The 13,668-nt window shown below is 41.9% G+C and carries 13 protein-coding genes; 7 read left to right on the forward strand and 6 right to left on the reverse strand.

Going from position 1 to position 13,668, the window contains the following annotated elements; translation table 11 throughout:
- Positions 1-182: 182 nt before the first annotated feature.
- Entirely contained in the window at positions 183-524 is a 342-nt protein-coding gene (locus dnm_RS17595; protein ID WP_207678224.1) for a cupin domain-containing protein, read from the forward strand.
- A 15-nt stretch (positions 525-539) separates the two neighbouring features.
- Here the strand turns inward: dnm_RS17595 and dnm_RS17600 are convergent, their stop codons facing one another.
- Positions 540-875 carry a hypothetical protein gene (locus dnm_RS17600; RefSeq protein ID WP_207678225.1) on the reverse strand — a complete coding sequence of 112 codons (336 nt, stop codon included), beginning with the start codon at positions 873-875 and terminating at the stop codon, positions 540-542.
- Positions 872-1,213 (reverse strand): hypothetical protein, encoded by a 342-nt coding sequence (locus dnm_RS17605; protein ID WP_207678226.1) that lies wholly within the window; start codon positions 1,211-1,213, stop codon positions 872-874. Before dnm_RS17605 ends, dnm_RS17600 begins: the two co-directional genes overlap by 4 nt.
- Positions 1,214-2,178: 965 nt before the next feature.
- Here dnm_RS17605 and dnm_RS17610 point away from each other — a divergent pair.
- Positions 2,179-3,375 (forward strand): M24 family metallopeptidase, encoded by a 1,197-nt coding sequence (locus dnm_RS17610; RefSeq protein ID WP_207678227.1) that lies wholly within the window; start codon positions 2,179-2,181, stop codon positions 3,373-3,375.
- Positions 3,376-3,801: 426 nt separating this feature from the next.
- Here dnm_RS17610 and dnm_RS17615 read toward each other — a convergent pair whose 3' ends face one another.
- Together dnm_RS17615 and dnm_RS17620 are read right to left on the reverse strand one after the other, a co-directional pair.
- Positions 3,802-4,122 (reverse strand): cupin domain-containing protein, encoded by a 321-nt coding sequence (locus dnm_RS17615; protein WP_207678228.1) that lies wholly within the window; start codon positions 4,120-4,122, stop codon positions 3,802-3,804.
- A gap of 480 nt (positions 4,123-4,602) precedes the next feature.
- The gene (locus dnm_RS17620) at positions 4,603-5,886 is read right to left on the reverse strand and encodes a (Fe-S)-binding protein (protein ID WP_207678229.1); all 1,284 of its coding nucleotides are present in this window, start codon (positions 5,884-5,886) and stop codon (positions 4,603-4,605) included.
- A 612-nt stretch (positions 5,887-6,498) separates the two neighbouring features.
- Here dnm_RS17620 and dnm_RS17625 point away from each other — a divergent pair.
- The 5 genes from dnm_RS17625 (at position 6,499) to arcC (ending at position 10,898) form a co-directional block, all read left to right on the forward strand.
- Positions 6,499-7,041 carry a PocR ligand-binding domain-containing protein gene (locus dnm_RS17625; RefSeq protein WP_207678230.1) on the forward strand — a complete coding sequence of 181 codons (543 nt, stop codon included), beginning with the start codon at positions 6,499-6,501 and terminating at the stop codon, positions 7,039-7,041.
- 957 nt (positions 7,042-7,998) lie between these two features.
- Positions 7,999-8,349, forward strand: a complete 351-nt coding sequence (locus dnm_RS17630; RefSeq protein WP_207678231.1) for a DUF4258 domain-containing protein — start codon at positions 7,999-8,001, stop codon at positions 8,347-8,349.
- 181 nt (positions 8,350-8,530) lie between these two features.
- Positions 8,531-8,959, forward strand: coding sequence for a PilZ domain-containing protein (locus tag dnm_RS17635; RefSeq protein WP_207678232.1), 429 nt, complete (start codon positions 8,531-8,533; stop codon positions 8,957-8,959).
- Positions 8,960-9,245: 286 nt separating this feature from the next.
- The gene (locus tag dnm_RS17640; RefSeq protein WP_207678233.1) at positions 9,246-9,458 is read left to right on the forward strand and encodes a hypothetical protein; all 213 of its coding nucleotides are present in this window, start codon (positions 9,246-9,248) and stop codon (positions 9,456-9,458) included.
- A 474-nt stretch (positions 9,459-9,932) separates the two neighbouring features.
- Positions 9,933-10,898 (forward strand): carbamate kinase, encoded by a 966-nt coding sequence (gene arcC, locus dnm_RS17645; RefSeq protein WP_207678234.1) that lies wholly within the window; start codon positions 9,933-9,935, stop codon positions 10,896-10,898.
- Positions 10,899-11,005: 107 nt separating this feature from the next.
- On the opposite strand, the gene dnm_RS17650 is transcribed toward arcC, so the two are convergent.
- Both dnm_RS17650 and dnm_RS17655 read right to left on the reverse strand, forming a co-directional pair.
- The gene (locus dnm_RS17650; RefSeq protein ID WP_207678235.1) at positions 11,006-11,761 is read right to left on the reverse strand and encodes a substrate-binding periplasmic protein; all 756 of its coding nucleotides are present in this window, start codon (positions 11,759-11,761) and stop codon (positions 11,006-11,008) included.
- Between the two features lie 153 nt (positions 11,762-11,914).
- Entirely contained in the window at positions 11,915-13,552 is a 1,638-nt protein-coding gene (locus dnm_RS17655) for a hypothetical protein (protein ID WP_207678195.1), read from the reverse strand.
- Positions 13,553-13,668: the final 116 nt, after the last annotated feature.

Raw genomic sequence — 13,668 nt, forward strand, 5'->3', positions numbered from 1 at the left:
ACCCGGCTCAGTTTGTTTATCATTTAAAATAAGCGTGTTACAGAAACCGATTCCGGGGAACCAGTAAAAAAATATATTTTTAACTGTTTAATTTTTTAATTGAATATTTTTAACATATTTTTTAATGACACAAGCCTTTGATATAACTGTCCTGTGTAATGTGAACAAGGAGATTTGAATATATGATCGTCAGAAATGTGAATGATAAGGAAGTGCTGGACACCACATATCTTGCTCACGGCGGCGCGATTGCCCGCATGATTCTGGACCGCCGCACATTAAGAGAAATCGGATTTTTAGCCATCGCCACGCTGTCCCCGGGCAAAGAGATCGAAGAGCATATTGATCCCATGGAAGAAATCTATTTTGTTCTGAGCGGAACAGGAGAAATGCGCGTGGATGACGATGCCCGTCCGGTAAAACCGGGGGATGCCACATGGATACCCACCGGATCCCGTCACAGCCTGCTCAACACGGGTGACGAGGACTGCACGGTTCTGGTTGTAGCGTCTCCCTGGGACTGATACGGATGGCCCGCCTCAGGGGGCGAGAAGCACCTGATCACCGAAGCGGTCTGAAAGGGCCGCTGACAGATTTTCCGCTCCCTGCTGGTTTTCAAATTCCACCATGAGTTCGCCTTTTTCCCCCACGACCAGTTTTCCATGGGCTTCGACAACCTCAAGGACTTCAGAAGGTTCCTCTGTCCACCAGCCCCGGGTTCTGAGAAGCAGTTCCCTGCCCTTAAATTTTCTGGGTGTCACCAGGTCAATACTCCTGAACCATGAATCCCATCCGATTTCCGCGGGAGCCTTTAATACCGGGGCTACCGGATCATTGTAAATACGGCAGCGTCCGAACAGTCTCAGTCGAATCATGACATCACCTCCCGGACCAATCCTGTAAGCTGCTTATTATCAGGCAGCATGTCATCAGGAACTTTGATTCCTTTCATGCCAAGGGCTTCTGTAAAACAGGCTGTGTAGATTCCGGCATATGTTTTTTCATCCAGGTTCAGCCCTTTTCTGGCAGCAACAAAGCATGATTTTTCAAAGAATTCCTTTGCCTTTTCGCGGATATGGCGGAGCCTGCTGTCGAAAAGCGATATTTCCAATTGTTTTAATAGCTCTTTCTGGGCTTTTTCCATAGAAGAGAATACCTTTCGCATTCTCTGAACCCCGGGATCATGACCCCATTCATCAGTTCTTTTATTCATTTTTTTATATGAAAGTGTCAGGTGTTAAGTGTTAAGTGTCAGGAAAAACTGCAAAACTTTCATCCTTCGTTGTGACCGGCAGTTCATGGCCGTTTATATGAAAGTGTCAGGTGTTAAGTGTTAAGTGTTAGGAAAAACTGTAAAACTTTCATCGTTCGTTGTGACCGGCAGTTCATGGGAGTTTTATATGAAAGTGTCAGGTGTTAAGTGTTAAGTGTTAAGTGTTAAGTGTCAGGAAAAACTGCAAAACTTTCATACTTCGTTGTGACCGGCAGGTCATGGGAGTTTATATGAAAGTGTCAGGTGTCAGGTGTTAAGTGTCAGGAAAAACAGAAAAATTTTCATCATTCGTTATGGCCGGCAGATCATGGCCGTTTATATATTTGGTCCTTGTAAAAACACAATTTGAACAAATGAAACAAAAAATCATACAGATTTGTAAAATAACGCGGTTTGCAAATTTGTAAAGACCCAATTTACCGGGACAGGACAATTATTATTAAAATTCAGCATGATTTTTTTAAAACAATTTATTTTGTTCCCGTGCGTTGCGTGGAAATAAGGGGCTGTGTAAATTATTTTTTATCGGCCAGTGCTGAAATATCTGTATGTTCCTTGACATCCCTGATACTTTCGGCTAATTACCTGCTTATATTTCTGAGATAGAAATTAGGAACATTCAGCAGACATAATTACGGAGATGGCTTATCAGAAGGGAATTTTTACTGATTCGTGTTCCCTTTTTTATAAACGATCATGGCCTTCGGATCACAACAAAGCATGAAACATTGTAATTTTTTATAATTTTCAGTTCCTAGTTCCGCCTAAAGGCGGAACTAGGAACTGAAAATCTGGTATGTTCATTCTTGGAAAACACCTGAGACCTGAGAACTGACACTTAACACCTAACACTTAACACCTAACACCTAACACTTAACACCTAGCACCTGACACCTATAAAAAAAATGAAACAGCATTTCAAAATTCCGGCACCTGAGATAAAGCGGCGGATAAACAGCATTCAGGAAAAATTACAGAAAAATGAGATTCACGGACTGCTCATTGTTCAGCGGGTGGATTTGTTTTATTTTTCAGGAACCGCCCAAAACGGATACCTCTATATTCCGGCGGAAGGGGAGCCGCTTTTATTTATTAAGAAATACATGCCCAGGGCGTTGGAGGAATCCTCCGTCCGTGAAATTATTGAGATCAGATCGGTGAAAGATATTCCGGTTCTGATGTCTGATTTTTATGGAAAACTGCCTTCTGTCCTGGGGTTTGAATTTGATGTGATCCCGGTCAGGGAATTTAATTTTTATCGCAAACTGTTTCCTAATCAGGATTGCGTGGATGCTTCTCCGTTAATTCACAAGGTGCGGATGATCAAATCCGAATGGGAAATTGAGCAGATGGAGAAGACAGCAGAACTCACCCGCCAAACCTTTGAATACATGAGGACTCATATCCGGCCGGGTTACACCGAGATGGAATTTGCCGGTATGTTTGAAACTTTTTCCAGGAAACTGGGGCACGGTGCCAAACTTCGGAGCCGGGATTACCAGACTGAGGCTTATCCCTGGCATATTCTGAGCGGAAAGAACGGCGGACTGGTCGGTGTTTTGGACTCCCCTGCCAGCGGAGAAGGGACTTCCGCTGCTTTTCCGTGCGGCGGCGGAAGCAAAGAACTGGCTCCCAACGAACCGATTATGATTGATTTCGGCAGTGTCCTGAATGGCTATCATATGGATGAAACAAGGATGTTCGCGATTGACACCATGCCCCCGGACGCCATGAAAGCCTGCCAGGCGACAATTGAAATACACAATGAAGTTCTGAATCACGTGGAACCAGGGGTGAGTGTGGGCGAACTTTTTCAACTATCCGTGACCAAAGCCGAATCACTGGGATATGCTGAACAGTTTCTGGGCCCCCCGGGATATAAAGTAGCGTTCATTGGCCATGGCATTGGCGTCGAGCTGGTGGAGCCGCCTTTTATTGCTGCTGGAAAAAAAGACCGTCTGGCCCCGGGTATGACATTTGCGCTTGAGCCGAAGATGGTGTTTGAAAATAAATTCTCAGCAGGAATAGAAAGTGTTTTTCTGGTTACAGAAAAGGGGTATCGTCTGATCACCAAGGTTCCTGCGGAGATTTTTGTCTGTTAATGCTCCCGCGAATCATTCCAAAGCCTTTTGATTCCTGAATCCGGATTCATCTGCCTCCTGATCCCGCTTACCAGGCCTTTCCGAATACAGGGAAAGAAAGGTGCGGAGAAAAAGAGGAAAAGTTTTTGCAGAGGGGTTTGAGATGCGGAGCTTTCTGCCCGGTCGCATAATGGGGTACGTCCGCACCTGCATTCCTATGCAGGTGCGCGAGAACGACTTTCCGGCCGGCAGGAATTCATAAGTACCTGAGCAAAGATTTTTTATACAGCTTTTTTTCTGAGCGGCAAAGAAACCCGGCTTTTTCCTTTATCAGAGAAGCATCATTTCGGAAAAAAGCCGGGTTTCTTCCCCGGACAGATATAAAAACCTTATGGTTAGGTACTTAAAAACGAAATCAGAATTTTCTCATTTTTTATTTCTCACTTCTCACAAATAATCTTCCCGAATCGGATAAAATACGTCAATGATACTGCAATCTGTAACTGACCTGCCGGAATGAGTGACATGCGGAGGAATGACCGCGACTTCTCCGCCTTTGAGAATTCTTACTTCGCCGTCAATGGTCAGTTCAAATTCTCCTTCGATGATATTCACAACTTGTTCATGAAGGTGCGAATGCCCGGGCAGGGAAGAGTTGCCTTTGATGGTCCAGTAAGCGAGAGTCATGTTGTCAGAGTGGACAAATCGAACTTTGAAACCAGGGACAAGTTCTTTTTCTCTGAGATCTTTCAAACTGATAAACTGCATAATTTTTTTTCTTTCCTTTGGATTACACTCAAATAAGTTCAAAAGCACTTGGTAATCTCTGTCAAATTGTTATTTTTAACGGTTTAAAATATAATTGAAGTGCCGAACTTGCCGTTTGGCACTCCGAAGCAGCCAAAGAATATTTTCTTATGGTCATAGTGCATTATATAGTAAATGAAAAAAAGTTATCAAATTTTCATAATATACTAAATTATATTCATTTTTTTTAAAAAATCAAGTATTATAAAAGATATTTTTTTGGCTTTTTGCCGAACAGAATTGCAATGTTTTACAGAATCACCTGCAAAAAAATGTTTCGGACGAGAGTGCAAACTTCCGTCCGGCAAAACCCTGTCCGGCAAAACCCTGTCCGGCAAAAGGGTTGCAAACTCCGTCCGGTAAAATCCGGCAAAAGGCAAGTTTCCAGATTGCTGACATTGCAGCGCCATTCCTGCGAAAATATGAACCGTCTTTACAGGATTATTTTAACGATTCCGCATAGATTTCTATGGGATGTTTCACCTCAATGTTGTCTCCGGCTTTTGAAAGCACATCCGCGAGCTGAATCATGCAGGCAGGACAGCCGGCTGCCACTGCGGAACAATCCGTTGACACAATATTATCACGCTTCCGTTTTCCAATATCCAGCGAAAGGGCATAATATTGCAAATTAAAACTTCCCCCCAGGCCGCAGCAATGATCCGCCTGGGGCATTTCTTCAAGGCGATAGTTGGGATTTGCCGCGATAAGTATCCTGGGCGCGTCTGAAACCCCCAGGGATTTTTTAAGGTGGCAGGAATCATGATAAGTTACGATAATTATCTCATCATTTTTTTCATGAACCTCGCGCGTCACGCCAATCTCAGCCACTAAAAACTGACTGATATCCATTGTCTTTGCTGCAATTTTTTCCACTTTTGCCCTGAGATTGTTATCCTGGATCATCATCGGCCATATTTTTTTTATTACAAAAGTGCAGGTGGCGCATGAGGTGAGGAGATAATCAAAATTCCGGGCATCAAATTTTTCCATGTTATGACGGACAAGCGCATCAAATGTTTTCATATCTCCGGAGGAAATAGCCGGAATACCACAGCAGGCTTGCCCCTCCGGCATAAAGATGCCTACGCCGTGATGCTTCAGAACATGAATCGCCGCCTGAGCCACATGAGGAAAAACTTTATCTGTCAGACAGCCCACATAAAACGCGACGCTGACACCGGAGGATCCGGGAGCCGTGTCCAGATAAGGCATTATGCGATGAAATGCCGCGGGAGCCAGAGATTTGAAATGCCGTTCTCCGATCAGAGGGGAAACAAATCGCGCACGGGATGTTCCGATGATATTGTTTGCCGGTCTGGTGAAAAGTTTCTGAAATCTGGCTCCCCATTCCGAAATTTGGTCAAACCGTTCAGGTCTGGCCAGCATTCCTCTTAAAATCAGTCTCTTTGCCGGAGAAAGCCCCATGCATCGGGTAAGTATGGCTCTGGCCTTAATGAAAATCTCCAGGACATTTACGCGGCTAGGACAGTTGGCCGCACAGGACCCGCACAGAAGGCACCGGCTGAGTCGTTCACTGACCCCCCGGGGATTTTTGAACATTTCTGCGGACAAGCCATCAAGGAGGGCAAGTTTTCCTCTGGCCACATCTGGTTCACGCCCTGTCTGGGCAAAGAGCGGACAAACCGCCTGACACATTCCGCATCTTGTACAGACGGCAAGCTGGTCTTCCAACTCTTTCATCAATTTTATAATAGTTTTCATTCAGTTGTGCTTATCCATATTCGTAGTTCCGTCTTTAGGCGGTGCGACACCGCCTAAAGACGGAACTACGAACTTTTTCGATCTGCTGAGTATTCATCACTGTTCATCTGACCACGGACAGCTGATATACTGGGCACTCATAAAGTTTTGTTTAAATATCAATTGAAAGTTATATTTTCAAGCGCTGTTTATTTTATTCCTTGACGCTCTGAAATTTTTGGCATAATTATAAGATAATTGAATGATATAATTTCCCATCATATTCATTTATAATATAATTGACCAGGGGCCGGAGGTCGGCTTGCATTGTTCGTTGTGAGCGACAGATCATGGCCCTTTATAAGTACCTGAGCAAAAGTTTTTTTATATACTTTTTTCTTCGAGCGGCGGAGAAACCCGGCTTTTTCCTTTATCCGAGACGCATCATCCGGAAAAAAAGCCGGGTTTCTTCCCCGGACAGATATTAAAAATTTATGATTAGGTACTTATAAAAGTGATAATTGATAATCAAATTTTCGGGGATTTCGAAAATCTGGTCCGAATCAGAAATTGAAAACTAAGAATTTGCATTTGCGATTCTTCAATTTTATGTCAAAGAAAGAGGAGAATAAAATGAAATATCAACTTCCGGAGCTTATTGATATCAACAGACTCCAAGCACTTACAGATAGCTTTTATGAAATAACAAGAATCTCCACGGCAATAACAGATATGAAGGGAACAGTATTAACCAGCTCCGGTTGGCAGAACATCTGTTCAAAGTTTCATCGGATAAATCCTCTGTCAAGACAAAAATGCGTTGAAAGCCATACGACAATTGCAAACAAATTGCTTGAGGACAGAAAATACGCTGTTTATGAGTGCCTGAACGGATTGGTGGAAGTTGCTATTTCCATTATAATTGAAGGCGATCACGTTGCAAATTTTCTCACCGGTCAATTGTTATTCAAGCCAGCGGACCCGGAATTTTTTCGCAAGCAGGCTTATAAATACGAATTTGATGAAACCGCCTATCTTGAAGCGTTATCTGATGTTCCGGTTATCCCCAGGAAACGAATCGAACCTTCCATAACTTTTTTCTCCTATTTGTCAGAACTTATCGAAGAAACAGGAACCAAGCAAAGGAAATTACTGGACGCGGCAGAAAGACTATGATGTGCTGAAACAGAAAAGAACAGCCGGACAACAAGTTTTCAGGTTCCTGATCTTCCTTTCATACTTCCTGATATAAACCCCTCAGTAGCCATTCATCCTCTGCTTTCTGAATGTCTCATCATTGCCTTGCCTTTTATACAAGCCCTGTCTTCAGAATCCTGTCACTCAACAATTAAGTTTTTTTTCCAGTTGGATGAATAATGCTGGTAATTTTCAGACAGAAATTTTCTCGGACTTCTTGCTACAAGGACTTGATATAAGAAGCGAATTTAATCCCTTTCTTATGAATCCCATTGCTTATACTCGATGTTTAAGTTTTTTGACCCGATTCGGACAAAAAGTTTGTCATTCCTGCGAAAGCAGGAATGACAGAAAAAAGCTTGATCATCGAGTGTCATAAAATCCGCACATAATTTTACCGTGATAACAGATTTTCATGCCCGGGGATTGCCTCGGTTATGAAGGTTTAATCGGTTTTTTCCAAAAAAAATTTCACTAAATTATAAAAGAATGTAATATTCCATTATGAATGAGTGTAATTTATTATTGGGTGGCCTGAAAAGGTAGGTAATGTTCTAAAAATGGAGCTAAATTCTATAACTCTCTGAATCAATTCTGTAAATATTGGGACAAGTCCAGTTTTAGAACACCACCAAAAGGTAGAAGATGAATTTTTGTTCATTTCTCCAAATATAATCAAAATCAGAGAGCGGCATAGCGGATGTCCGGTTTCATTCTGAAGCACTGCAATTCTCAATTCTCCAAATTTGTTATTAATATTATAAAATTCAACTGGGCCAAAAAACAAAACGCCAAATATTCCGTATATCCGACCAAGTAGAAAATTTTCATCTTTGAAAGTAGTGAAATCCTACCTCCTGAATACGTTGTCCGCCCCATTGATTTATTTCTTTCTTCATTTTATTAAACAGACAACCAACAAGAAAGGAGAAAATAATGAGTCATGATTTTACAGAAAAATCCCGTCGGAGAAAAAATCAGGTAGCTAATTTTTACAGAAGTGATAAAATTCTTCCCATGACCAACCATGCCATCCGACGGACATCGCAGCGCAAGATTTCCCAGCAGGCTATTCTTGCCACTCTTCGTTATGGCAAAAAACTTCATCGTACCGGAAGTGTGTTTTTCACACTTCGGAAAAAAGATGTGGCAATGGAACCGGAACTGCGCCCCTTTGCCGGAACAACCCTTCTGGTGGCAAAAGACGGTGTCATCATTACTGCTTACATGAACAAAAATTCTCACAGCATTATTAAAAAGAAACCGAAAAGGCGTGCTAACAGATGAATAATGCAGATTGTGATTTAAATATTCCGGGTTGCGAGTTATCATGTGTCTGATAAAAACAGATGTAAACTCGTAACCCGATAAACAAACAAGGACAACTCAGATGACTCAAAAAAGAATTTTTATAAATAATGATAATAAAGCTAAATTTGTGTGTCCGAGTTGTGAGGAAACAATTGTTATGGATGTTTCCAAATACAAAGATATCAACAAAGCAGTTGCAATAGAACATTTTTGTAAATGCGGACATTACAGCAAAGTGCTTCTGGAAAGAAGAAAATTCCAACGAAGCCAGATCAATATCCCTGGTATTTATACTTTGAATGAGGGAAACAAAAAGATCAGAGGGGCGATGACTGTAAAAGATCTGTCCCGTGCCGGTCTGAAATTTGAGTTAGATGTGGAAAGAGATATCAGAGCGGGTGACAGGATGTTTGCAGAGTTCCATCTGACTGACGTAATCGTTAAAAAAGAGGTTTTTATAAGAAAAATATCAGGACGGACTGTCGGTTCCGAGTTCTGTTCCAGAGATACTGAAAGCGAAACTGACAGGACCTATGACAGAGCGATTACCCGTTATATCTTACATACAGAGCTTGCATGGCTTTAAAAAAATAAATGAAAAATGAAAAATGCTGATTACGGTTTTCATGTTTCATTGTGACCGCAATACCATGATCGTAAAAAAAAATTTTAGGATAAGTCATTCTTTTTTTCAATGTATTATCCTGATGTAAAACAATTTCGCTCCGAAGTAGGAAAATTCTCCCTCTGAATACTCTGTCCGCCCCATTGATTTATTTATTTCCTTATTCTATTTAATAGACAATATCGCGGCCGGTATCGGATAAATTGTCAAAAAACTTGATATGAATTCGGGTGGAAAGGAGAATCTCATGAAACAATTGTTGAACAGATTCTTGCTTTTGTTCAGTAAAAAGCATTTCAAAGTTCAGGTTGAAGGATGTTTTAAGTACAGAGTTGAGTACAAGGTTTTGTTTGGCAATGAATATGTTATCTATAAAACATTACCGCCAATTGGCCTCAGCCGCGGAGATGTGGAACTTCCGTTTGATTTTTCCCTGCCTGTGAACGGACAGGCTGTATAAACAATCTGTCTGCTTATGCAGAGGAGAAGGTAAATTCAGTGAACGGTTTTCAACATCTGGGCCATTGGTAAGATAACATGATGTATTATTTATTTCATCCGCCTTGGTTAAGAGACTGACATATATGCTCTTATTTGAAACTGGTTCGGACCAGTCCGTGCCCCATTTTTAAAGCTGACCCTTTCATCGGGATCAGCTTTTTTTGTTTTCGAAGGGGTTCAATTGACAATCTGAAAGCGTAAAAAGGCCAGGAAAAAACGTGGAAAAAATAAGTTTTCCTTTTTAAGTTGCTATTTTGTGATCATTCTGCTAAATTTTAACTCAATGATGAACTTACCTGCTGACAATAGTCTGGACGGAGGAGAAACCCGGCCTTTTCCGGCCACTGGAAAAAAGCCGGGTTTCTTTGCCGCACCGCGCACAGTCCGGAAATTTTTCGATCTGCTGACAGTCTGAGATCAGAAAGGCCCGATCATGAAAAAACAAACCCTTCTCATCGCCCTCGGAGGCAATGCGCTTATCAGAAAAGGCCAGGAAGGCTCTGTTAAAGAGCAGTTTGAAAACCTGAAAATCCCCATTCGGCAAATTGCCAGGCTTTCCGAAAAATACAAGATTATTATTACCCACGGCAACGGGCCTCAGGTGGGAAATTTGTTGTTACAGCAGGAATGCTGTGACGCGGTTCCCAAATTGCCGCTGGAGATTCTGGTGGCCCAGACCCAGGGACAGATCGGTTACATGATCGAATCCACTCTGGACAGCGCGCTGATGGATTTGGGAATTGACAGCAAGCATCATTTTGTAAGCCTCATCACTTATGTGGTCGTGGATGAAAATGATCCCGGATTTCAAAATCCCTCAAAACCCATCGGCCCTGTTTATACAAAAGAACAGGCAAAACTCGTTCCCTATCCCACTCGTAAAACTGCCAAAGGATACCGGCGTGTGGTGGTTTCTCCTGAACCGGTCACTGTTGTGGAAAAGAATGAAATCAGAAAACTCATTGACATGGGCTTCATTGTCATTTGCTGCGGCGGCGGAGGCATACCGGTTATCCGGGAAGAAAGAAGCTTTCATGGCGTGGACGCGGTGATTGACAAGGATTTGGTCAGCGCAAAACTGGCAGAGGAAGTTGGTGTGGATATTTTCATCATTGCAACAGATGTTGACGGCGCGTTTCTGAACTATGGCAAACCTGAACAGAAACTCCTTTGCTCCGTGACATCTGAGGAAGCTGCTTTGTATTCAGACCAGGGGCATTTCCCCCCCGGCTCCATGAAGCCCAAAATCGAGGCGGTTATGCGGTTTTTTACCCGAAACCACGGAAAAAGAGCGGTCATCACTTCTGTTGAGGCCATAGAGGACGCAGTGGCAGGCAAAGCAGGCACTGAGATTGTGAATCGCCACATCCGAAACACATCCGAATCTCAAAAAAAATAAAACCACAGGGATTTGGTTTAATATAAGAGCGGATATTTTCCTCACCGCATCTGACAGCAATTACAAAAACTCATCTGCTTTCCCGCCAGTGTATCAGATTACCTTTTTTATCTTTCTTTAAGACTTTTTAAATATTTTTCCATAACAGCTTCTGGCGTACCTTCGGCTCTGACTTCCTCAAAAGCTGCTCTCACTCGTTCTGCCAGTTCATCCGGAGTTGTTTTGCTGAAAGCCATGCAGATATCCTCCCCTCCTTCATATAGTAAGAATGCTTTTTCCAACTGATCAAAAGGCTTACCAACAGATTTCGTCAGATAGGCCAGCGAAAGTTCCGTATCAAGGATCAGAGTGATCCTTTCTGCAAATAATTTTTTGATATTTTGCTCGCCTCTCGCCACAAGTTCCAAATTTTTATTTTTTACAAATCCGTGTTTAAGAAGAAAATCAGCTCCGGCATCGCCCCTGACCTCACCCACGGTGTACTTTTTCGCATCTTCCAATGAATTAATGACAATATCAGTTCTTTTTTTCAGTTTATATAAAAACACACTTTGCGAAGGAACAAGCGGACATATCCATTTAAAAAGCGGATCCCGCTTCCGGGTTCTTCGTATCGTATAAATCAGCACGTTTTTTTGCTCTGATGCCATCCTGTATGCCCGTACCCAGGGATAAATATGAGGATATGCTTTGATACCGGCCTTATTCAGCGTGGCCTGCACAATTTCTGTGGCGATTCCTGTAACATCTCCGTTTTTTTCATAATTCATAGGGGGCCAGTTTTCCGTGACAAGTTTGATTTCCTGAGCATCTGCTAAACTGGTCAAACTGACGATCATCAGTGCAAATATAATTTTTTTCATAAACACCAGCTCCTTACATAGCGGAATATAAAATTATAAAAACTCTTTTCGCTACAAGGATTTCGTATAAGAAGGAGGATTTAATCTGGGGCGTCTAAATTCACTCCGATTTCTTGACTGCTTTTTGGACCATCCCTCTGACCTAAAAAAACTTTATCCGCATGCCGCCTCTGAAATCTTAATTTCCGGGAGCGATTCAGCTCGATTTTCCAACTCGGTCAGGGGGCCGGTTATTTTTTTACAATTACTTGAAATATTTATATTTATAATTTTTTTTGCTCGTTTTTCGGACTCCGGAATAAACTCAGAATTTTCTGCTGTTTTATCCGAGAGTATTTCAAGACTGCCAGGGTTTGCCAGGATTTTACGACGTTGTTTGGTTAAAGAAAATAAAGACTCTGAAAATTCTTGTTGCTCTCTGAGACTGATATTCATGACTCTTCGGGCATCTTCTCTGGTCAGTTCACCACACATGGCGGGCATGCGCAGAGCTATGCGATTGGCGTCTTTTATCTCTCCGGTTCCATGTTGCTTTGAAACTGCGAACAGAGACTCTATATTATCAGAAGTTATTGGCATTCCTATATTTTCTAATTTAAGCTCCTTGGCAATTATGATATGTTTGTCTAACCAATTAGTAAAACCTGTACGCACAGATGATCGCGGAGGAATGGCTTCAAGCAGCTTTTTACTTTCTTCATAAGTTTCCAGGTTAAGCCCCTTAGTTTTAAGTATTTTCTGGCATTCTGAAAGAGTACCTGAGTCGCGAAGAAAACATTCTATAAAATTTCTGCACCTCGGAATCTGATCAATGCCTGCTCGCAGCTTTGAAAGGACGGATCCCTTTGGGGCACGACCTCTCGGAGAATGTCTGAGCAACTGAGCCGCCCAATTCACCAGGCGGCGGAGGTTCATAAATCTTGATTTTGTTGAAACCTTCGGAGGTGCAAGACAGGCAAGAACAGTCTGTTTGAATTTTTTTGAAACTTTACCGACCGCAGAGATAAAGATATCAAACATCGGATGATTCTGATATTCATGTTTTAAAAGATTAGCGACAGTGTGTGATATATCGTCAATGCTGACACTGGGAAGGCCTTGTTCCGCCAAAAGCCTGGTAGCTTTGGCAAGGTCTGTTCCTCCGTCTTTGAGATATGCTACCGGCATTCCCCCGATACCGATAACTTTTTTCAAAAAATCAGCTATGGCCTCACCAGTCCAGGATACTGCTACTGAAACAGCAACGCAGTTTACATCTTTAAGAGTAGGAGCGGTTTCATTCAAATCATGATGGTTAGCATTCAATGACAGCAAAGTAAGAATTTTACCTTTTCCTAAGGCAATACTGATATCTATTATATAAACAAAGCCGTTGGAAAACGGATTGCTGTTAATTTCAGCCCCGCGCAGCGGGACGGCATTTCGGAGTCTTGCTACGGATAATCGGGTGACCCAGTTAATAATTGTCTGAACACATGGGACTTTTGTTATTCCCAAGTAATCAGCAAGAACTCTGAGAACTCTCGGTACCGCTCGGAAACTTATATGAGCAACTATAAAAAGCTTCAAACAAATATAGATAAGTTCTTCTTTGTTGTGAACAGGCTGAGTATTTTTCTGACGTTCTTTTTCCAGTTGTTTTCTGGCTTCATCGGCATCTTTCTTGTATTTATCACGCTCTTTTTTAATACGGCGCTTTTCTTTTTCATGATAACGTGCATTCTTGCCACGTTCAATCGCTTTTTTCTTCCAGTTATCTCTGCTTTTTATCAATTTGGACTTTGAACTCATAATAATCCTCGTAATTTTATTAATATTGACATAATAGTATGGTAAATATGTTAAAATAACAATCAAACTATATATTATCAAGATGAATCTATAATTGATTACATGAAGAGGTCCAA

Origin of the sequence: Desulfonema magnum, from assembly GCF_017377395.1 — a bacterium.
Classification (GTDB): Bacteria; Desulfobacterota; Desulfobacteria; order Desulfobacterales; family 4be13; genus Desulfonema_C; species Desulfonema_C magnum.